Below are 20,264 nucleotides of genomic sequence, written 5' to 3'. Positions count from 1 at the left end.
AGTGGCAAGGAGCAGGTGACTCCTTGCCTTTCCTTTTGCGCTTCCGCCTCTCCCTTTTCTTTTCGAAATGGGCGGCAGCAGCATGTGGGGCGCCGAGGGGAAGGGCAGTACCGGCTCAGTAGCCGGTGGCCAGGTCCAGCGTCCACCAAGGTCCTCCGTCGCCCGTCGCGACGCCGACCCCCGCGTGGATGTAACGGCAGGTCAGGATGATGGCCCGGTGCTCGGGGCTGTCGATCCAGGTGCGGACGGCGGACTCGGGCGTGCCGGGGCCCGCGGCGATGTTCTCGGCGATGTGGCCGGGGTGGTAGCCGGCGTCCCGCATCCGGGAGGCCGGGGTGCTGCCGTCGCTGCCCGTGTGGGCGAGGCGCTGTCTGCGGGCCATGTCGGCGCTGTGCCTCTGGGCGGCACGGTTGAGGGACGTCTTCAGCCGCACGGGCTTGCAATCGGCCCGGGCGCGCTGCCGGTTGACGGCGTCGACGACCTCGGCCGCCACATCGTCACGGACCTGGCCCGGGCGGGCGTGGGTGTTGCTGTCCCTGGGCTGGACTGGCCCGGGCGCCGGCAGAGGCCACAAAGGCGCCTCGTAATACGGAGGCGGCATCGGCACGGGCGGCCCGGCCCAGGCGAAAAGGGTGGCTCCCAGGGCGAGCGCGGCCCTGCGCATCCCGGTCATCTTCTCCCTCTTCTTTTCTCCGCGTTCTGGGTTCTACGTTCTGCTTTCTGCGTTCCCGTTCTACGTTCTGCGATCCGCGCATCGCACTGCACACCGTAGCGATATCCAGGTCCGCTGTTGCGCCCAGCCGCGCGTTCGGGGGAACGAGGAATTTCACGGCAGGTTCGGAAGCTTTTTCTTCCTCTACCGTCGGGAGTCGAAGTCGCTCAGGGTTCGCCGGCCGGCGAGGTGCCCGGGCGTGCCCGGGACATGCCCTGAGGTGCCCCCCGCCTGGACCTCGACCGCAGCGATGGCCTCCGGCCGACGGGTGCGCTGACGTACGTCGGAGGCCGCGCCCGCGCGTGAGACACCTCACTCCGCCTGCCGCAGGGTCCGCAAGGGCGAGAAAACGAAAAACCCCCTCTCATCTACGTCTCCGCAGATGAGAGGGGGTCTTCCCCAGTGTGGCGGCGCCAGGATTCGAACCTGGGAAGGCTGAGCCGGCAGATTTACAGTCTGCTCCCTTTGGCCGCTCGGGCACACCGCCGGGGTTGCTGCCCGTCGAGCCGCTCTTCCGCGGCGCTCCGTGGCAACGACGTAAACAATACCCGATACGGAGGGGTGCTTCGCCACCCGATTGATCGGCGCTCGGCGGGCCGGGGGTGGCTAGGCTTGTCCGGATGCGGCCCGGGACCTGAACGGGCCCTGCGACCGCCCAAGTACGCCGGTACGCACGATACGCACCCCGATACAAGGAGCCACAGGACATGGCCGACTCCAGTTTCGACATCGTCTCGAAGGTCGAGCGGCAGGAGGTCGACAACGCACTCAACCAGGCCGCCAAGGAGATCTCGCAGCGCTACGACTTCAAGGGCGTGGGTGCCTCGATCTCGTGGTCCGGTGAGCAGATCCTCATGGAGGCGAACTCCGAGGACCGGGTGAAGGCCATCCTCGACGTCTTCCAGTCCAAGCTGATCAAGCGGGGTATCTCGCTGAAGGCTCTGGACGCGGGCGAGCCCCAGCTCTCCGGCAAGGAGTACAAGATCTTCTCGTCGATCAAGGAGGGCATCTCCCAGGAGAACGCCAAGAAGGTGGCGAAGACCATCCGCGACGAGGGCCCCAAGGGCGTGAAGGCGCAGGTGCAGGGCGAGGAGCTGCGGGTCAGCTCCAAGAGCCGTGACGATCTGCAGGCCGTCATCACCCTGCTGAAGGGCAAGGACTTCGACTTCGCGATGCAGTTCGTGAACTACCGGTAGGTCCGGTCCTCCGGGCTCCCGCCCGCACGGATACGAGGAAGGGTGGGCACCGCGGGTGTCCACCCTTCTCGTCTGCCGGCTGTCATCGGTGGGCGCGGTCAGTCGCGCGAGTTGCCGAACAGGAGGCGGTAGGCGATCAGCAGCACGAGCGATCCGCCGATCGCCGCCGCCCAGGTCGCACCGTCGTAGAAGTCCTTGCTGATCGGGTGGTCCATCCAGCGGGCCGATATCCAGCCGCCGATGAACGCGCCCGTGATGCCGATCAGGGTCGTGCCGATGAGGCCGCCCGGGTCACGCCCCGGCAGCAGGAACTTCGCGATGGCTCCGGCCAACAGTCCCAGGATGATCCAGCTGAGGATGGTCATGCCGTGAACCTGCCCTTTCACGCTGTGCCCGCACTGTCCCGGCCATGTGATGCTGCTTTCGGCCAGACCGAGCCCGTGCGTCGTACGTCGGGCGTCCGGCGCGCGGCCTCCTTGCCACGCACGTTCACACCGTCTTGGTGGGGAGGACGTCCTGGCCGCACCCGCTGGTTGCACTGATCAGTAGGGTGCGACGCATGACAGCTCCCGCTCCTGGACTGCGCCGCACCCTCGGCGTGGGCGACGCCGTCGTCATCGGACTCGGCTCGATGGTGGGCGCCGGGATCTTCGCCGCCCTCGCGCCGGCCGCGCACGCCGCCGGTTCCGGGCTGCTCCTCGGGCTCGCCGTCGCCGCTGTGGTCGCGTACTGCAACGCCATGTCGTCGGCCCGTCTCGCCGCCCTGTATCCGGCCTCGGGCGGCACGTATGTGTACGGGCGGGAGCGGCTCGGGGAGTTCTGGGGGTATCTCGCGGGCTGGTCGTTCGTGGTCGGGAAGACGGCCTCCTGTGCGGCGATGGCGCTCACCGTGGGCACGTACGTCTGGCCGGGGCAGGCGCACGCGGTGGCGGTCGCGGCCGTGGTGGCGCTGACCGCGGTGAACTACGGCGGTGTCCAGAAGTCCGCGTGGCTGACGCGGGTCATCGTGGCGCTGGTCCTGGCTGTCCTCGCTTCGGTGGTGGTCGTGTGTCTGGCGTCCGGTGAGGCCGATGCCGGGCGGCTGGACATCGGGGCCTCGGGCGGCGCGGACGGGGTGCTGCAGGCGGCCGGTCTGCTGTTCTTCGCCTTCGCCGGGTACGCCCGGATCGCGACACTCGGCGAGGAGGTGCGGGATCCGGCGCGCACCATTCCGCGGGCGATCCCGCTGGCGCTGGGCATCACGCTGGTGGTGTACGTGTGTGTGGCGGTGGCTGTCCTTTCGGTCCTCGGGTCGGGCGGCCTCGGGGAGGCGACGGCGCCGCTGGCCGACGCGGTGCGGGCGGCCGGGGTGCCCTGGCTCGGGCCGGTGGTACGGATCGGTGCGGCCGTGGCCGCGATGGGCTCGCTGCTCGCGCTGATCCTGGGGGTGTCGCGGACGACACTGGCCATGGCCCGGGACCGGCATCTGCCGGGGGCGCTGGCCGCCGTGCATCCGCGGTTCCAGGTGCCGCACCGGGCGGAGCTGGCCGTGGGTGCGGTGGTCGCGGTCCTGGCCGCCACGGTGGACGTCCGGGGCGCGATCGGGTTCTCCTCCTTCGGTGTGCTGGCGTACTACGCAGTGGCCAACGCGTCGGCCTGGACGCTGTCTTCGGCGCCGGCGGCGCGGGCGGTGCCGGTGGTGGGGCTGGCCGGGTGCGTGGTGCTGGCGTTCTCGCTGCCCGCGGTGTCGGTGGTCGTGGGCGCGGGGGTGCTGGTGCTGGGGGCGGTTGCGTACGCGGTGCGGCGGTGGAGGAAGGCTGGGGCGGGGAGGGGGTAGGGCCGGGCCTCCGTTACCGCCCGGACCTTCCAGAGCCTCTCGGCCGGGGTCTTTCAGGGCACCGCGACTCGGGGCGCGAAAGAACGGCCTCCACGCGGGAGTTGTGGGTCTCGGTCGTCACTCGGGTCGGCAACTGCTCGATCGCGGTCATGGGTTCATCATGCAGGCCGCCGGTGACAGCCGGGCGGGCCTGTGGACAACCACCGGCCTGTGGAAATGGGAGGGGACGAGCCCCTCCGTCAGCGCACCGCGAACGGCTCGTCCGTCCGCACGATGTCGCGGCCGAGTGGGAGCAACGAGACCGGGATGAGCTTGAAGTTGGCGATGCCCAGCGGGATGCCGATGATCGTGACGCACAGGGCGATGCCGGTGGCGATATGGCCGAGGGCGAGCCACCAGCCCGCGAGGACCAGCCACAGCACGTTGCCCACACAGGACGGCCCGCCCGCGTCATGGCGCTCGATGGTCGTGTACCCGAAGGGCCACAGGGCGTAGACGCCGATACGGAAGGCCGCGATGCCGAACGGGATGCCGATGATCGTGATGCAGAGGAGCAGGCCCGCGAGCATGTAGGCGAGGAACAGCCAGAAGCCGCTCAGGACGAGCCATATGACGTTGAGAATGGTCCTCACTAATTCCCACCTGCCATCTTCTCGAGCCGGGCGATACGTTCCGCCATCGGCGGGTGTGTGGAGAACATCTTCGAGAGGCCCTGGCCGGGCCGGAACGGGTTCGCGATCATCATGTGACTGGCGGTCTCGATGCGCGGCTCGGGCGGCAGCGGGAGCTGCTTCGTGCCCAGTTCGAGCTTGCGCAGGGCACTGGCCAGGGCGAGCGGGTCGCCTGTGAGCCGGGCACCGGAGGCGTCCGCCTGGTACTCACGGGACCGGCTGATGGCCAGCTGGATGACCGAGGCGGCGAGCGGGCCCAGGATCATGATCAGCAGCATGCCGAGCAGACCGGGGCCGTCATCGTCGTCCGAGCGTCCGATGGGGATCAGCCAGGCGAAGTTGACCAGGAACATGATGACGGAGGCGAGGGCGCCGGCAACCGACGAGATGAGGATGTCGCGGTTGTAGACGTGGCTGAGTTCGTGGCCGATGACGCCGCGCAGCTCGCGCTCGTCCAGCAACCGCAGGATGCCGTCGGTGCAGCACACCGCGGCGTTGCGTGGGTTGCGGCCGGTGGCGAAGGCGTTGGGTGCCTCCGTCGGCGAGATGTACAGGCGCGGCATGGGCTGGCGGGCCTGGGTGGAGAGCTCGCGGACCATGCGGTAGAGAGCCGGGGCCTCGAACTCGCTCACCGGGCGGGCGCGCATCGCACGCAGTGCCAGTTTGTCGCTGTTCCAGTACGCGTACGCGTTGGTGGCCAGTGCGACCAGGACGGCGATGACGAGCCCCATACGGCCGAAGAAGCTGCCGATGACGATGATGAGTGCGGACAGTCCTCCCAGGAGGATCGCTGTCCTGAGCCCGTTGTGCCGGCGGTGCACGGTGCGCCCTCCAAGTGGTGCGGCAGGGGGACCTTTGCTTGCTGAATCTGCGGTGCCACTGGTGGCGCGTTCTCACGTCCAGTGGACCCTCCCGTACTGGTCAACGCCAAGCGGGAGGCTCTAGTTCCCTTGTGCGTGCGGCGGCGGGTGTGGACCGTCCGGGTGACGGCTCCGGGAAGCGGCACGCGCGCGTGGGAGCGGGTGCCCCACGCGCGCGGTGTAAAGCGGCCGGTATCCCGGCGAGCCCGGTTCGTTCAGAAGAGCCCGGTGTCGGTGAAGCGCAGGACCAGCTGGGGTGCTCCGGACAGGGCGATGCCGAGGACACCGGTCAGAGCGATCGCGGCGGCGACCGGGCCGGGGACGCGGTGCCTCTCGGGTTCGCCCTCGGGGGCGCGGAAGAGCAGGGCCGTCCACTGGAGGTAGTAGAACAGCGCGATGACGACGTTGACGGCCATGACCACGGCCAGCCAGCCGAGGCCGGCGTCGACGGCCGCCGAGAAGACGGTGACCTTGGCGAAGAGGCCGATGATGCCCGGCGGCAGCCCGGCGAGGCACAGCAGGAAGAACGCCAGGAGGAGCGCGGACAGGGGGCTGGAGGCGTACAGGCCGCGGTAGTCGGCGACGCGGTTCAGGGTCTTCGTCCGGCCGACCAGCGCGGCCACGGCGAAGGCGCCGAGGTTCACGGCGCCGTACATCAGGGCGTAGGCCACGGTGGAGCCGATCGACTTCTCGGCGTCCCCGGAGTACGCGGCGGCGGCGATCGGCACCAGGAGGTAGCCGGCCTGGCCGACGGAGGACCAGGCGAGCAGGCGTACCGCGCTGTACGCGCGCGTGGCCTGCTGACGCAGGGCTCCGGCGTTGCCCACGGTCATGGTGAGCGCGGCCAGGGCCGCGAGGGCCGGGCCCCAGACGTCGGCGTACGACGGGAGGGCCACGACGGTGACGAGGATCAGGCCGCTGAAGCCGACCGCCTTGCCGATGACCGACAGGTAGGCCGCGATCGGCAGAGGCGCCCCCACGTAGGTGTCGGGCACCCAGAAGTGGAAGGGCACGGCGGCCGTCTTGAAGGCGAAGCCGACGAGGGTGAGGACGACGCCGGTCTGGGCGAGCGTGTGGAACTGCCCGTCGACGTCCTGGATACGGTCGGCGACCTGGGTGAGGTAGAGGGTGCCCGTGGTGGCGTACACGAAGCTGATGCCCATGAGGCTGACCGCGGTCGCGGTGACCGAGGACAGGAAGAACTTGAGGGCCGCTTCGGAGGACTTCCGGTCGCCGTACCGCAGGCCGACCAGCGCGAAGGCGGGCAGGGAGGCGACCTCCAGGGCGACGATCAGGGTGGCGAGGTCGCGGGAGGCGGGAAGCAGGGCGGCGCCGGCCGCGGAGGACAGCAGCAGGAACCAGTACTCGCCTTCGGGGAGTTCCTTGCGGGCGTCCTTCAGCGCGGTGACCGACAGGAGGGCGGCGAGCAGGGCGCCGCCGAGGACCAGGAACTGGATGACCACGGTGAACCGGTCGGCCGTGTAGCTGCACACGGCGGCGTCGCCGGTCAGGCAGAAGGTGCTGCGGTCGCCGTCCAGCAGGGGCAGCAGCATCGCCGTGGCGGCGGCCAGGCCCGCCACCGATGTCCAGCCGAGCAGGGCCTTGCGGTGCTCGGCGACGAACAGGTCGGCGACCAGGACGACGAGTCCGACGACCGCCGCGATGGTGGGCGGCGCGATGGCGAGCCAGTCGACGGACTGGACCAGCGACGCCGCGAGGGGCTGGGCCGGGGAGCTCATCGGGTGCCTCCTGCGAGGAGCTGCTGGACGGCCGGGTCGCTCAGGCCGAGGAGAGCCTTGGGCCACAGGCCCGCGACGACGGTGAGGACGACGAGCGGGGTCCACGCCGCGAACTCGTAGGAGCGCACGTCGGTGAGCTTGGGGGCGTCCTGGGGCAGGGCGCCCATGCAGACGCGGCGGACCACGATCAGCAGGTACGCGGCCGTGAGCAACGTGCCGAACGCGCCGATCGCCATGAAAGTGAGGAAGGCGGGACGGCTGAGGCCCTCCGCCGGCTGGAACGCGCCGAACAGGGCCAGCATCTCGCCCCAGAAGCCGGCCAGGCCCGGCAGGCCGAGCGAGGCGACGGCGGCGAAGGCGAGCAGGCCGCCCAGGCGCGGGGCCTTGCCGTAGAGGGCGGCTCCGGTCTCCTCGGCGAGGCTGTCGAGGTCGGTCGTGCCGGTGCGGTCCTTCAGGGCGCCGACCAGGAAGAAGAGCAGGCCGGTGATGAGGCCGTGGGCGATGTTGGCGAACAGGGCGCCGTTCACGCCGGTCGGGGTCATCGTGGCGATGCCGAGCAGGACGAAGCCCATGTGGCCGACGGAGGAGTAGGCGATGAGGCGCTTGAGGTCGCCCTTCGCGCCCTGCTTGGCGAGGGCCAGACAGGCCAGCGATCCGTAGATGATGCCGACGACGGCCAGGGCGGCGAGGTAGGGCGCGAAGATGCGGAAGCCGTCCGGTGCGATGGGGAGCAGGATCCGGACGAATCCGTACGTACCCATCTTCAGTAGGACACCGGCCAGGAGGACCGAGCCGACGGTCGGCGCGGCGGTGTGGGCATCGGGCAACCAGCTGTGCAGCGGCCACATCGGCGTCTTGACCGCGAGCCCGATCCCGATCGCCAGAACGGCGATGACCTGCACGGATGTGCTCAGCGACCGGCCGTTGTCAGTGGCGAGTGCCATCATGTCGAACGTGCCCGCCTTGATCCCGATCATGAGCAGGCCGAGCAGCATGACCACGGAGCCGAGCAGCGTGTAGAGGATGAATCGCCAGGCGGCCTGGCTCCGTCCTTCACCGCCCCAGCGGGCGATGAGGAAGTACATCGGGATGAGAACCATCTCGAAGGCGAGGAAGAACAGCACGAGGTCGAGGACGGCGAAGGTCGCGAGCGTGCCCGACTCGAGGACGAGCAGCAGGGCGACGAAGGCCTTCGGGGTCGGCCCCTCGGGCATCTTGAAGTACGAGTAGAGCGCGCAGAGGAAGGTCAGCAGCGCGGTCAGGACCAGAAGGGGGAGGGAGATGCCGTCGATGCCGAGATGGATGCGTACGTCGAGTGCGGGGATCCAGCTGATGTCGGTGCTGGCCTGCATCTTCGACGGCTGGTCATGGTCGAAGCCGAGCGCGAGGACGATCGCCGCGATGAGGACCGCGCCGGTGACGGTGACGCCGTGCCGGAGTACGGCCTGCTCGGGCGACTTCCCCTTCAGCCCGGGCGGGGCAGGCAGGAGAGCCGCGGCGGCGCCGAGGAGCGGGCCGACGACGACGAACGCCAGAAGGAACTGCATCACGGACTCGTTGATATCGATCACGCCTGCTCACGCTCCCGTGGCGACGAGGACGGCGGCGACCGCGAGGACGACGGTGCCGGCGAGCAGCGCGCTCACATAGGTCTGGACGTTGCCGGTCTGGGCGCGCCGTACGGCGGCGCCGAGCCAGCGGGGCAGCGCACCCGCACCACGGACGTAGGTCTCCACGACCTCGCGGTCGAGGAACCGGACGAGGCTCGCTCCGGCCTGGACGGGCCGGACGAACAGGGCCGAGTACACGGCGTCCAGGTGGAAGCCGGCGGCCGCGTGCCGGTGCAGGGGGCCGAGCAGCAGTCGACCCGGGTCTGCGGGGTCCGGTGCATAGGCGATGTCCCCGTAGGCCGGCTCGTGCGTGGCGATGGCCTCCGCCTCGACCTGGGCGGCGTCGCCCTCCGGGTGGGCCGCGACCGCGCCGAGCGGGACGCGGGCGGTGAGCGCGGTGGTGTGCCGCCAGGCGGCGTAGGTGACGATGCCGCCGACCAGGGCCACGCCCGTGCCGAGCACGGAGGTGGTCAGGGTCGGGCTGAGGTCACGGCCGTCGAACCAGTCGGGCAGCAGGCGGAACGCGAACCCGCCGAGGGCCAGGGACGGGGCTGCGAGGACCCACAGCACGACGGTCATCGTCAGCGGCTGCCTGCCGTGGTCGGGGGCTTCGATGCCCCGGCCCCGGAAGGCCAGCAGCCACAGGCGCATCGCGTAGGCGGCGGTGAGCACGGCCGTGAGCAGGCCGGCGACGAGGACGATCCAGCCCGCGGCGGCGGGGGCGTGCTCGGTGTGGCCGGTGACGACGTGCTCGGCGACCCCGAGGACGGCCTCCTTGGAGAAGAAGCCGCTGAACGGCGGGATCGCGGCGAGCGCGAGCAGCGCCACGGTCATCGTCCAGTAGGCGTCGGGGACGCGGTCGCGCAGGTCGCGCATGCGTGACATGGCGGCGAGCGAGTTGGTGCCCGCGGCGTGGATGATCACGCCCGCGGCGAGGAACAGCAGCGCCTTGAAGGCACCGTGGGACAGGAGGTGGAAGACGGCGGCGCCGCGGTCGCCGACGGCGAGGGCGCCGGTCATGTAGCCGAGCTGGCCGATCGTCGAGTAGGCGAGGACGCGCTTGATGTCGTCCTGGGCGAGCGCGGCGAGCGCCGAGCCGGTCATCGTGACGGCGGCCATGACGGCGAGGACGACCATCGCGGCCTGGGAGGCCTCGAAGACCGGAAGGAGACGGGCGATGAAGTAGACACCGGCGGCGACCATCGTCGCGGCGTGGATCAGCGCGGAGACGGGCGTCGGGCCCGCCATCGCGTCGGGCAGCCAGGTGTGCAGCGGGAACTGCGCCGACTTGCCCGCTACGCCCGCCAGGAGCAGCAGGGCGATCAGCGTCGGGTGGTCGAGCCCGCCGCTCGCGACGGTGCCGAGGATCCGGGTGATGCGGAACGAACCGGCGTCGGTGGCCAGGGCGAACAGGCCGATGAGGAAGGGGACGTCGCCGAGCTTGGTGACCAGGAAGGCCTTGAGGGAGGCGGCGCGGGCCTCCGGGGTCTCCCAGTAGTGGCCGACCAGGAAGTAGGAGCAGATGCCCATGACTTCCCAGCCGACCAGCAGCACGATCAGGTCGCCGGAGTAGACGACGAGGAACATCGCGGCGGTGAACAGCGAGACGAGGGCGGCGTAGGAGGGGTAACGCGGGTCGTCGCGCAGGTAGCCCGTCGAGTAGATCTGCACGCAGGAGGCCACCAGGCCCACCAGGACCGCGACGAGGGCGGCGAAGCCGTCGATGTGCAGGGCGAGCTCGATCGGGACCGAGCCGGTGGGGGTGAGTTCCGTGGCCGAGTCGACGGCCGCGTCGCCGCCCTGGCGTACGGCGACCAGCGCGGCGAGCACCAGGGAGGTGAGCGTCGGCAGGACGGCGAGCGGGCGGACGAAGCCGGGTGCCGTGCGGCCGAGGAGCAGGCCGGCGGCGGCGCCGAGGAACGGAAGGAGGGGGACGAGGACGGCGAGGGTGGTCGTGGTCACGCGGTGGCCTCAGCCTTCTGGGCCTCGTCGGACTGCTCGGCCGTGCGGGCGTCGTGGTCGGGGTCGTCGGGGTCGTGCCGTTCGGCGGTGTCGCGGAGCTTGTCGATGTCCGAGGTGCCGCGGTTGCGGTGGACGGCGAGGACGATCGCCAGGCCGATGCCGATCTCGGCGGCGGCGATGGCGATGGTGAACAGGGTCAGGGCCTGGCCGGAGTGCAGGGTCTCCTCGGCGGTCCTGCTGAGCCAGACGTCGAAGGCGACCAGGTTGAGGTTGACGGCGTTGAGCATCAGCTCGACCGACATCAGGACCAGGATCGCGTTGCGGCGGGCGAGGACGCCGTACAGGCCCGTGCAGAAGAGGAGGGCGGAGAGCACGGCGGGATAGGCGAGGTGCATCAGCGGCCGCCTTCCTTCTCGGAACTCTCTGTGACCGTTCGGGAACTCTTGGTGGTGCCTCGTGAGTTCACAGGGGGAGAGCTCGACTCCGCCTTCGACTTGCGGGACAGGACGATCGCGCCGACCAGGGCGGCGAGGAGGAGGACGGAGAGGGCCTCGAAGGGGAGGACCCAGTTCTGGAAGAGGCTCGCGCCGGTGGCCTCGGTGGAGCCGGCGGCGGGGCCGTCCAGGTCGATCCAGGTCGTGCGGAACGCGTCGACGACGACCCAGACCAGGGCGGCGGCAGCGACGACGGCCACGGTGAGGGCGGCCCAGCGGTTGCCTGAGTCGGCGTCCGGGGAGCGGCCGATGGGGGCCCTGGTGAGCATCAGTCCGAACAGGAGGAGGACGACGACGGAACCGACATAGATGAGGACCTGCACCCAGGCGATGAACTCGGCGGTGAGCAGGAGGTACTCGACAGCGAGGCCACCGAGGGTGACCACCAGCCACAGGGCGGCGTGCACCAGTTGCCGGGTGGTGACGGTGACGAGCGCGGCGCCGAAGGTGACCAGGCCGACGAGGAGGAAGGCGATCTCGACGCCGGTCGGGGAGAGGAAACCGTGGGTATCGGCGGCGGCCCCGGTGGTCGGGCCTGTCGCGAGGAGAGCGGCGGTTGCGGCGAGGGTCATTCCGAGCCCTCCTGCCCCGGCTTGGGGCGATCCGGCGTTTGGTGACCCGGCGTCGACTGACCCGGCTTCGGCTGGTCGGTCTGCTGCTTGGAGTCGCCCTGCGGCCGGGTGGGCTGCTCGGCGGCGCGGGCCTGCTCGTCGGCGTGGGGTTCCGTGGCCGGCGGGGCCTGCTGGGCGGCGAGTTTGTCGGCGGTCTTGCGGGCGGTGACGAGTTCCTTCGGTTCCTCCGCGCCGGGGTCGAGCGCCGGCGGGGCCGGGACGGTCCACATCCACTCGCGGAGCTTGTCGCGCTCGTGGGTGAGCTCGCGGATGTCGGTCTCGGCGTACTCGAACTCAGGGGACCAGAACAGGGCGTCGAAAGGACAGACCTCGATGCAGATACCGCAGTACATGCACAGGGAGAAGTCGATGGCGAAGCGGTCGAGCACGTTGCGGCTGCGCTCGCGGCCACCCGGGGTCGCGGCCGGGACCGTCTCCTTGTGGGAGTCGATGTAGATGCACCAGTCGGGGCACTCGCGGGCGCACAGCATGCAGACCGTGCAGTTCTCCTCGAACAGGCCGATCACACCCCGGGTGCGGGGCGGGAGATCGGGCTGGGCGTCCGGGTACTGCGCGGTGACGGACTTCTTCGTCATCGTGCGGAGGGTGACGGCCAGGCCCTTGGCGAGGCCACTGCCAGGAATGGGGGCCATGGTTACTGGATCACCACCTTGACGATGCCGGTGAGGGCGATCTGGGCGAGGGAGAGGGGGACGAGGAGCGTCCAGGAGAGCTTCTGGAGCTGGTCCTCGCGCAGGCGGGGGTAGGTGACGCGCAGCCAGATCACGAGGAAGGCGAGGACGGCTGCCTTCAGCAGGGTCCAGACCCAGCCGAGGCCGTCGGCGCCCCAGGGGCCGTGCCAGCCGCCCAGGAAGAGGACGGTGGTCAGGCCGCACAGGACGACGATCCCGGCGTACTCGGCGAGGAGGAACAGAGCGAAACGGAGGCCGGTGTACTCGGTGTACGCGCCGAAGATGATCTCCGAGTCGGCGACGGGCATGTCGAAGGGCGGGCGCTGGAGTTCGGCGAGACCGGCCACGAAGAAGACGATGGCGCCGACGATCTGCCAGGGCAGCCACCACCACTCGAAGGCGTCGAGGATGCCGGTGAGGGAGACGGTGCCGGCCGCCATCGCCACGGAGGCGGCCGTCAGGAGCATCGGCAGTTCGTAGGCGAGGAGCTGGGCGGCGGTGCGCAGGCCTCCGAGCAGGGAGAACTTGTTCGCGGACGCCCAGCCGGCCATGAGCGAGCCGAGGACGCCGACGCCCATGACGGCCAGGACGAAGAAGACGCCCGCGTCGATGACCTGGCCGACGGCTCCCTCGCCGGGGCCGATGGGAATGGCGAGCAGGACGAGGAGGTAGGGCAGGAGGGCGACGGCGGGGGCCAGTTGGAAGATGCGGCGGTCGGCGCCCGCGGGGACGACGTCCTCCTTCTGCGCGAACTTCACGCCGTCGGCGATCAGCTGGGCCCAGCCATGGAAGCCGCCGGCGTACATGGGGCCGAGGCGGCCCTGCATGTGGGCCATCACCTTGTGTTCGGTCTGGCCGATGACCAGAGGGAAGGTGAGGAAGACGACGAAGACGCCCAGGAGTCGCAGGGCGACGTCGAGCACGTCGTTCACTGCGGGCCTCCTGCGGGGTCCTCTGGGTCCTCGGGCTTGTCAGGGTTATCAGGGCGGTCAGGGTTTTCGGTGGACTTCGCGTTGTCGCCCGTCGGCTTCGGATTGTTCGCCGACTTCGGAGTGCCCGGGGTGTCCGGGGTCTCGGGGGCGTCCAGTGCCTCGGGGCTGTCCGAGGACTCCGGGCTGTCCGAGGACTCCGGGTTGTCCGCGGGCTCGGAGGTCTGTGACCCACCCGACGGCTCTGAAGCCGGCAACGGCGCTGCCTCCGGCGACGGTTCGGGAGCCGGTTCGTCGAAGGCCGGACGGGCGTGGTGCCAGGGGGCGTCCGAGCTGCGCGGCGTGCTCGAAGCCCTGCCTGGCCGGCTGTCGCCGTGGTCGGCCCCGGGCCTCTGGCTCGCGCTGCCCTCCGATGCGCTGCGCGCCCGGCGCGGTCCCGCCGGTGGGGCCGGGTGGCCGACCTCAGCGGCCGACGGCCCCGAACCGGTCGTCGGGGTCGCGGAATCGGTCGCCGCTGCTCCGGAATCGGGCGTCGCGGTCTCGGGACCGGGGGCCGGGGATGCGGAATCGGGCGTCGCGGTCTCGGGACCGGGGGCCGGGGTCCCGGAACCGGTCGCCGCTGGTTCCGAACCGGGCGTCGCGGGCTCGGGCCCGGAGGCCGGGGATGCGGAACCCGGCGACGCGGCCTCCGGGCCCGTCGTCGGGGACCCAGAACCCGGCGTCGGGGATGCCGGGTCGCTGGGCTGCTGGCTCGCCGAACCCTGCGACGCCGAGCGGTTGCGCCGCGGTCCCGTCGGGGCCGGAGCGGTCGGCTCGCCGGGCGTGGACTGGCTCGCCGAGCCTTCAGCAGCCGTACGAGCACGGCGCGCAGCAGCCGGAGCCTCCCCACCCGCAGCAGACTGACTCACCGAACCCTCACCCGCCGTACGCGCACGCCGCGCAGCAGCCGGAGCCTCCGCACCCGCAGCAGACTGGCTCGCCGAGCCCTCACCCGCCGTACGCGCACGGCGTGGAGCAGTCGGGGTCTCCGTACCGGCGGCGGGCTGGCTCGTCGAGCCCTCCGATGCCGAGCGGGTGCGTCGTACCGGGCGTTCTCCCGCAGGGCGTGCTGCGCCTCGGGCGGGGCGTTCGCCCGCTGCCCGGCCCGCGCCTCGGGCGGGGGCCGGAGGGAGTTGGCCCTTGAGGGGGCCCCATTCGTTGGGGTCGGGGACGCCGGGTGGGAGCATCTGGCGGCGCTTGGGGCCGCCGTGTTCCGACTCGCCCGGTTCCTTCGCGCCGGGCCAGGCCTTGGCGACGCGGGCGGCGAGGACGAAGTCCTTGCGCAGGGGGTGGCCTTCGAAGTTCTCGGGCAGGAGCAGGTGGTCCAGCGCCGGGTGGCCCTCGAAGGTGACGCCGAACATCTCGTACGTCTCGCGCTCGTGCCAGGCGGCACCCGCGTAGACGTCGACCGCCGAGGGCAGGGTGGCGGCCTCGTGCGGGACGGTCGTGCGCAGGAGGAGGCGTCGTACGGGCGAGAGGGCGGCGACGTGGGCCGTGACGCGGAAGCCCGTGCCCGGTTCGTCGACCGCGCTCAGCCAGTCGAAGTAGGTGCAGCCGAGCCGGTCGCGGGCGGTCTCCAGGGCGGTGATCCAGGCGGCCGGGGGCACGTCGACGGTCAGGACCTCGTAGGACTCCTCGGCCGTGGCGTCCGGGCCGAAGAGCTCCTCGGCGTCGGAGGGCAGCCAGCCGACGGCGGTCATCGTCCCTCCCCCGGCGTCGAGTCGGAGCCCGGGGCGGGGGCCGGGGCGGGCGCCGGCGGCTGCACCAGACCGCTCTGCAGGGCCGCCGCCGAAGGACGGCCCGCACCGCTGCCGTACCGCTCCCCAAGCGACTCGCGGGCGATCTTCTCCTGGAGCTTGAGGATGCCCTGGAGCAGCGCCTCGGGCCGGGGTGGGCAGCCGGGGACGTAGACGTCGACGGGGATGATCTGGTCGACGCCCTTGGTGACGGAGTACGAGTCCCAGTAGGGGCCTCCGCAGTTGCTGCACGCGCCGAAGGAGATGACGTACTTGGGCTCCGGCATCTGCTCGTAGAGGCGCTTCACGGCCGGGGCCATCTTGTCCGTGACCGTGCCGGAGACCACCATCAGGTCGGCCTGGCGCGGGCCCGGGGCGAACGGGATGACGCCGAGACGGATGAAGTCGTGGCGGGCCATCGAGGCGGCGATGAACTCGATCGCGCAGCAGGCGAGGCCGAAGTTGAAGACCCAGAGCGAGTAGCGGCGGCCCCAGTTGAGGATGACCTTCATGGGCTCGGGGGCGAGGCGGGCCAGGGCGCCCAGCCGCTTGGGCTCGGGCAGCAGGACGGGCTCGGGCGCCGAGGGGTTCACGTCCATGTCAGGACGCCCTTCTTGTATGCGTAGAGCAGGCCGACGGCCAGGAAGCCGAGGAAGATGAACATCTCGACCAGGGTCGTCGCGCCGTAGCCGGGGGCGGCGAAGACCGTCGCCCAGGGGAACAGGAAGATCGAGTCGACGGCGAAGATCACGTAGAGGAAGGCGTACACGTAGTAGCGGACCTGGGTGTGGGCCCAGCCCTCTCCGACGGGGTCGACGCCGCACTCGTACGTCAGGAGCTTCTCGGGGGTGGGGACCACGGGCCGCAGCAGGCGCCCGGCCCCGAAGGCGACGGCGACGAACAGCACGCCGACGACGGCGAGCAGTCCGACGACCGAATAGGACTGGAAGTAGTCCGCCGCGACGACGGTCGTGGTGACGACGGTCGGTTCCGGCACGTCCGTCCCTCGCTCCCTGAAACTCGGACCTGGATCCTGCGACGATGCTGCGGCTCACTGGGGCGCCGCCGTTCGACGATCTGTACGCACGGGAGTCTAGGCCCTGATAAAGGCAGGGTAAGCAGCCCGTCACGGCCCGGCATGCGGGGGTGGGGTTTTCCTCAGTTGATCCTGGCGGTCCACCTCATGGCGCCGTCGCCCGCCGCCGGGCACGCTAGCGCATATGACCCAACGCATCCCGTCCTCGGGCACCACGGCGGCCCGGGCGGCCGCCGGGCCGGACGACCGTCCTCCACCGGCCCGGCTCGCCTATGACCGGCACACCTGGAAAGAGATCGCGCACCTGCTGGCCAACCTTCCGGTCGCGCTGCTCGGTTTCACCTATGTCGTGACGGTGTTCTCCACCGGTTTCGGGCTGACCGTCACGGTGATCGGGTTCCCGCTCCTCGCGGCCGGACTCGTGGGGGCGCGGCAGTTGGGCAGGCTGGAGCGGGCGCGGGCCCGGGCGCTGCTCGGGGTGCGGATCGAGGAGCCGAGCCGACTGCGGATGCGTGGCGGGGGCGGCTTCTTCCAGCGGCTGTGGATGCAGCTGAAGGACCCGGTGGGCTGGCGCACGGCCCTGTACGAGTTCATCCGGCTGCCGTGGGGTGTCCTCACCTTCACCGTCGCGCTGACCTCGCTGTTCGTGCTGTGGCCGGTGCTGCCGTTCATCGCGCGGGGGCTGACCAACGCCGACCGGGCCATGGTGCGGGCGCTGCTGTCGCCCTCCGACGAACTGGAGCGGCGGATCGCCGAGCTGGAGTCGGACCGGGGGGTCGTGGTCGACACGGCCGCGGCCGACCTGCGGCGCATCGAGCGGGATCTGCACGACGGGGCGCAGGCCCGGCTGGTCAATCTGGCGATGGGGCTCGGCCTGGCCAAGGAGAAGGTGCTGGAGGATCCTGACGCGGCTGCGGCGATGGTCGAGGAGGCGCACGGCGAGGTGAAGCTGGCGCTCCAGGAGCTGCGGGACCTGGCACGCGGCATCCACCCGGCGGTCCTGACCGACCGCGGCCTGGACGCGGCCCTGTCCTCGGTCGCCTCGCGCTGCACGGTCCCGGTGAAGGTGACGGTCGATCTGCCGGAGCGGCCGGCCGCGGCCATCGAGGGCATCGCCTACTTCACCGTCTCGGAGCTGCTGCAGAACGTCAGCAAGCACAGCGGGGCGAAGTCGGCCTCGGTGGATGTGTGGCGGACGAACACCCGGCTGCTCATTCAGGTGTGGGACGACGGTGGCGGGGGCGCGAGCCTCGACGGCGGTACGGGGATGAAGGGCCTGGCGGACCGGCTGGACGCCGTCGACGGGCTGTTCGTCCTGGAGTCGCCCGTGGGCGGCCCGACGACGGTCACGGCGGAACTGCCGTGGCGGAACCGCACGGACTCCGCGGACGCGGGCACGGCCCGATAGCGACCCCGCGGCCAGGGCCCGGTCCGGAGGTAGGGAAAACCCCCCGTCCAAGACGCCGACGGACTCCATGGTCCGCCGACCTGCGGCGGAGCAGGGTGGAGGTACGAGAGCACAGCCGCGGGACGAGGAGAAGGACGGCGCCGATGGCCACGGAGTACGGACAGGGATACGGGCTCGACAGCGGGCCCGGGTTCCCCGGGAGCACCGAACGGCGGCACCGGCTGCCCGCCGCGCTGCGGGCGCCGGTCGAGGGCCGCACCTGGCTCGAGCTCACCCATGTGCTGCTCAGCCTGCCGATCAGCATCCTGCTGTTCACCTACGCGGTCACGATGGTGTCGCTGGGGGCGGGACTGCTCGTCACGTTCCTCGGTGTGCCGGTGCTGGCGGCGGCCCTCGCCGGGTGCCGCGGCTTCGGGGCGCTGGAGCGGATGCGGGCGCGGGGGCTGCTGGGCCTGGAGGTGGCCGAGCCGGAGCCGCTGCGGATGACCAAGCCGGGCGCGATGGCGTGGATGGGGGCCGTCCTGAAGAGCGGCGCTTCGTGGCGAGCCCTGCTGTACGCGGTGCTGCACCTGCCCTGGGCCGTGTTCTCGTTCGTCGTCGCGGTGAACGTGTGGGTGCTGGGCTGGGCGCTGCTGACGTACCCGCTGTGGTTCTGGGTGTTCCCGGTGTACGCCGGTCAGGAAGGGATCCAGCTGTACGGCGACGAGACGCACCGGATCTACCTCGACAACCCCTTCGAGATCACGGTGACCGCGCTGGTGGGTCTGCTGTTCACGATCGCCTCGCCGTGGATCGTGCGGGCGCTGACGATGGTGGACCGGCTGCTGGTGCACGGGCTGCTCGGGCCGTCGCGGCTGGCCTCGCGGGTGGTGGAGCTGGAGTCGGACCGTGGGGTCGTGGTGGACACGGCCGCCGCCGACCTGCGGCGCATCGAGCGGGACCTGCACGACGGGGCGCAGGCCCGGCTGGTGGCGCTGGCGATGGACCTGGGACTGGCGAAGGAGAAGCTCCAGGAGGATCCGCAGGCGGCCGCGCGGATGGTGGACGAGGCCCACGGCGAGGTCAAGACGGCGCTGCAGGAGCTCCGGGACCTGGCCCGGGGGATCCACCCGGCGGTGCTGACGGACCGGGGGCTGGACGCGGCGCTGTCGGCGGTGGCGTCGCGGTGCACGGTGCCGGTGCAGGTCGAGGTCGACCTGGCGGAGCGGCCGGCGCCGGCCATCGAGGGGATCGCGTACTTCACGGTGTCGGAGCTGCTCCAGAACGTCAGCAAGCACGCGCGGGCCACCTGGGCGGGCGTCGAGGTGTGGCGGACGGCGAACCGGCTGATGCTGCAGGTCGTGGACAACGGCGTGGGCGGGGCCGATGTGTCCGAGGGATCCGGACTGGCCGGGCTGGCGGAACGGCTCGACGCGGTGGACGGGATCCTGGTGGTGGACTCGCCGGCGGGCGGGCCGACCCGGGTGACCGCCGAGTTGCCGTGGCGCGGGGAGCACGTGCGGTGATCCTGGCGGGGGCCCGGCCCCCGCGAGCAGTGACGGGGCCAGGGGCGCTCGCCTCCGGCCCCGAAGCTTCCCCCCCGCCACCCGATCGGCCAGTCAAGAACCCGGTCCCGACCCCATGCACCCCCCGACCCTGAAATGCTGGACCCGTCGCACGGGTGGGCGCGGAGCCGTTGTGGGCCGCGGACGGGCGGCATCGGGCTGTGGGGGGCCGAACATCGTGGAGGACAGGGTGCGGGTGGTCATCGCCGAGGATTCAGTGCTGCTCAGGGAGGGCCTGACCCGGTTGCTGACCGACCGCGGGCACGACGTCGTCGCCGGTGTGGGTGACGGCGAGGCACTGATCAAGACGATCACGGAGCTGGATGCGCAGGGCGAGCTGCCCGACGTGGTCGTGGCGGACGTGCGGATGCCGCCGACGCACACGGACGAGGGAGTGCGGGCGGCGGTGCAGCTGCGCAAGGCGCACCCGGGGCTCGGGGTGCTGGTGCTGTCGCAGTACGTGGAGGAGCGCTACGCCACGGAGCTGCTCGCGGGCTCCAGCCGGGGTGTCGGCTATCTGCTGAAGGACCGGGTGGCCGAGGTGCGGGAGTTCGTGGACGCGGTGGTGCGGGTGGCCGAGGGCGGTACGGCGCTCGACCCGGAGGTGGTCGCGCAGCTGCTGGGCCGCAGCCGTAAGCAGGACGTGCTGGCGGGGCTCACCCCGAGGGAGCGGGAGGTGCTGGGGCTGATGGCCGAGGGGCGGACGAACTCGGCGATCGCACGGCAGCTCGTGGTCAGCGACGGGGCGGTCGAGAAGCACGTCAGCAACATCTTCCTGAAGCTGGGGCTGTCCCCGAGCGAGGGGGACCACCGCAGGGTGCTTGCCGTGCTGACGTACCTCAACTCCTGATGCATCTCGACTTGAGGTGTGCGGGTAAACCCGGACAAGTCCGAGCGCATGATCATCCCAAAGTCGTGTCCAAGATGCGAATGACACAAGGAAGGCGACCCTTGCGGTCGTAGGGTTGATCCTGGGAGGGCCTGCGGGAAGGCCTGTCCCGGACAGCGTCCTCGAGGGAGGTCCAGTTCAGTGACCAGCCAGGTCAGTAGCCCAGCGGAGCAGGCCGACGAAGCAGTCCTAGGAGAGCAGCGCAAAGCGGCGGGCGCGAAGGATGTCCGTCGCCTGGACCGGGTGATCATCAGGTTCGCGGGGGACTCGGGTGACGGTATGCAGCTCACCGGTGACCGTTTCACCTCGGAGACCGCGTC

Annotated in this window: 19 protein-coding genes and 1 tRNA gene; 5 read left to right on the top strand and 15 right to left on the bottom strand. The window is 71.0% G+C overall.

Translation table 11 applies throughout. The annotated features are described in order from the left end of the window. Positions 1-115: 115 nt before the first annotated feature. Together AB0G20_RS39070 and AB0G20_RS39065 are read right to left on the bottom strand one after the other, a co-directional pair. Positions 116-673: a CAP domain-containing protein gene (locus AB0G20_RS39070; protein WP_361311550.1), complete on the bottom strand. Its 558-nt coding sequence runs from the start codon at positions 671-673 to the stop codon at positions 116-118. Positions 674-1,117: 444 nt separating this feature from the next. Then, positions 1,118-1,199: transfer RNA gene (locus AB0G20_RS39065), tRNA-Tyr, on the bottom strand. Between the two features lie 220 nt (positions 1,200-1,419). Between AB0G20_RS39065 and AB0G20_RS39060 the strand changes: the two genes are divergently transcribed. Further along, a complete protein-coding gene (locus AB0G20_RS39060) occupies positions 1,420-1,908 on the top strand; it encodes a YajQ family cyclic di-GMP-binding protein (RefSeq protein ID WP_033309004.1) in 489 nt (162 codons plus the stop codon). A gap of 98 nt (positions 1,909-2,006) precedes the next feature. Here the strand turns inward: AB0G20_RS39060 and AB0G20_RS39055 are convergent, their stop codons facing one another. Further along, positions 2,007-2,273 carry a GlsB/YeaQ/YmgE family stress response membrane protein gene (locus AB0G20_RS39055; RefSeq protein ID WP_361311546.1) on the bottom strand — a complete coding sequence of 89 codons (267 nt, stop codon included), beginning with the start codon at positions 2,271-2,273 and terminating at the stop codon, positions 2,007-2,009. Between the two features lie 194 nt (positions 2,274-2,467). On the opposite strand from AB0G20_RS39055, the gene AB0G20_RS39050 reads away from it, so the two are divergent. Beyond that, the gene (locus AB0G20_RS39050) at positions 2,468-3,724 is read left to right on the top strand and encodes an APC family permease (protein WP_361311543.1); all 1,257 of its coding nucleotides are present in this window, start codon (positions 2,468-2,470) and stop codon (positions 3,722-3,724) included. A 239-nt stretch (positions 3,725-3,963) separates the two neighbouring features. Here the strand turns inward: AB0G20_RS39050 and AB0G20_RS39045 are convergent, their stop codons facing one another. The 12 genes from AB0G20_RS39045 to AB0G20_RS38990 all read right to left on the bottom strand — a co-directional run bounded on the left by AB0G20_RS39045 (position 3,964) and on the right by AB0G20_RS38990 (position 16,064). Then, complete coding sequence (locus AB0G20_RS39045; protein WP_361311540.1) at positions 3,964-4,356, bottom strand: YccF domain-containing protein; 393 nt, start codon at positions 4,354-4,356, stop codon at positions 3,964-3,966. Continuing rightward, entirely contained in the window at positions 4,356-5,216 is an 861-nt protein-coding gene (gene htpX / locus AB0G20_RS39040) for a zinc metalloprotease HtpX (protein ID WP_361311537.1), read from the bottom strand. The genes AB0G20_RS39045 and htpX overlap by 1 nt, the downstream gene beginning before the upstream one ends. Before the next feature lie 254 nt (positions 5,217-5,470). After that, entirely contained in the window at positions 5,471-6,994 is a 1,524-nt protein-coding gene (locus tag AB0G20_RS39035) for an NADH-quinone oxidoreductase subunit N (protein WP_361311534.1), read from the bottom strand. Then, positions 6,991-8,565 carry an NADH-quinone oxidoreductase subunit M gene (locus AB0G20_RS39030; protein WP_361311531.1) on the bottom strand — a complete coding sequence of 525 codons (1,575 nt, stop codon included), beginning with the start codon at positions 8,563-8,565 and terminating at the stop codon, positions 6,991-6,993. Before AB0G20_RS39030 ends, AB0G20_RS39035 begins: the two co-directional genes overlap by 4 nt. Positions 8,566-8,571: 6 nt before the next feature. After that, on the bottom strand, positions 8,572-10,566 hold the full coding sequence (locus tag AB0G20_RS39025) for an NADH-quinone oxidoreductase subunit L (RefSeq protein ID WP_361311529.1): 1,995 nt from the start codon (positions 10,564-10,566) through the stop codon (positions 8,572-8,574). After that, positions 10,563-10,961, bottom strand: coding sequence for an NADH-quinone oxidoreductase subunit NuoK (nuoK, locus tag AB0G20_RS39020; RefSeq protein WP_361311526.1), 399 nt, complete (start codon positions 10,959-10,961; stop codon positions 10,563-10,565). Before nuoK ends, AB0G20_RS39025 begins: the two co-directional genes overlap by 4 nt. Then, positions 10,961-11,632 carry an NADH-quinone oxidoreductase subunit J gene (locus AB0G20_RS39015; RefSeq protein WP_361311524.1) on the bottom strand — a complete coding sequence of 224 codons (672 nt, stop codon included), beginning with the start codon at positions 11,630-11,632 and terminating at the stop codon, positions 10,961-10,963. The genes nuoK and AB0G20_RS39015 overlap by 1 nt, the downstream gene beginning before the upstream one ends. Then, on the bottom strand, positions 11,629-12,324 hold the full coding sequence (locus AB0G20_RS39010; RefSeq protein ID WP_361311521.1) for an NADH-quinone oxidoreductase subunit I: 696 nt from the start codon (positions 12,322-12,324) through the stop codon (positions 11,629-11,631). Before AB0G20_RS39010 ends, AB0G20_RS39015 begins: the two co-directional genes overlap by 4 nt. Positions 12,325-12,326: 2 nt before the next feature. Further along, a complete protein-coding gene (locus AB0G20_RS39005; RefSeq protein WP_361311519.1) occupies positions 12,327-13,295 on the bottom strand; it encodes a complex I subunit 1 family protein in 969 nt (322 codons plus the stop codon). Further along, the gene (locus AB0G20_RS39000; protein WP_361311517.1) at positions 13,292-15,031 is read right to left on the bottom strand and encodes an NADH-quinone oxidoreductase subunit C; all 1,740 of its coding nucleotides are present in this window, start codon (positions 15,029-15,031) and stop codon (positions 13,292-13,294) included. Before AB0G20_RS39000 ends, AB0G20_RS39005 begins: the two co-directional genes overlap by 4 nt. Next, on the bottom strand, positions 15,028-15,666 hold the full coding sequence (locus AB0G20_RS38995) for an NADH-quinone oxidoreductase subunit B family protein (RefSeq protein ID WP_361311514.1): 639 nt from the start codon (positions 15,664-15,666) through the stop codon (positions 15,028-15,030). The genes AB0G20_RS39000 and AB0G20_RS38995 overlap by 4 nt, the downstream gene beginning before the upstream one ends. Beyond that, positions 15,657-16,064 (bottom strand): NADH-quinone oxidoreductase subunit A, encoded by a 408-nt coding sequence (locus AB0G20_RS38990; RefSeq protein WP_031116983.1) that lies wholly within the window; start codon positions 16,062-16,064, stop codon positions 15,657-15,659. The genes AB0G20_RS38995 and AB0G20_RS38990 overlap by 10 nt, the downstream gene beginning before the upstream one ends. Positions 16,065-16,287: 223 nt before the next feature. Here AB0G20_RS38990 and AB0G20_RS38985 point away from each other — a divergent pair, with 223 nt between their 5' ends. The 3 genes from AB0G20_RS38985 to AB0G20_RS38975 all read left to right on the top strand — a co-directional run bounded on the left by AB0G20_RS38985 (position 16,288) and on the right by AB0G20_RS38975 (position 19,905). Then, the gene (locus AB0G20_RS38985; protein WP_361311510.1) at positions 16,288-17,511 is read left to right on the top strand and encodes a sensor domain-containing protein; all 1,224 of its coding nucleotides are present in this window, start codon (positions 16,288-16,290) and stop codon (positions 17,509-17,511) included. Between the two features lie 143 nt (positions 17,512-17,654). Further along, entirely contained in the window at positions 17,655-19,016 is a 1,362-nt protein-coding gene (locus AB0G20_RS38980; RefSeq protein WP_361311507.1) for a sensor domain-containing protein, read from the top strand. Positions 19,017-19,245: 229 nt separating this feature from the next. Continuing rightward, positions 19,246-19,905: a response regulator transcription factor gene (locus AB0G20_RS38975; RefSeq protein WP_283974152.1), complete on the top strand. Its 660-nt coding sequence runs from the start codon at positions 19,246-19,248 to the stop codon at positions 19,903-19,905. Positions 19,906-20,264 lie beyond the last annotated feature (359 nt).

The organism is Streptomyces sp. NPDC024017 (assembly GCF_040638895.1).
GTDB lineage: Bacteria > Actinomycetota > Actinomycetes > Streptomycetales > Streptomycetaceae > Streptomyces.
This window is presented reverse-complemented; position numbering and strand designations above follow the sequence as displayed.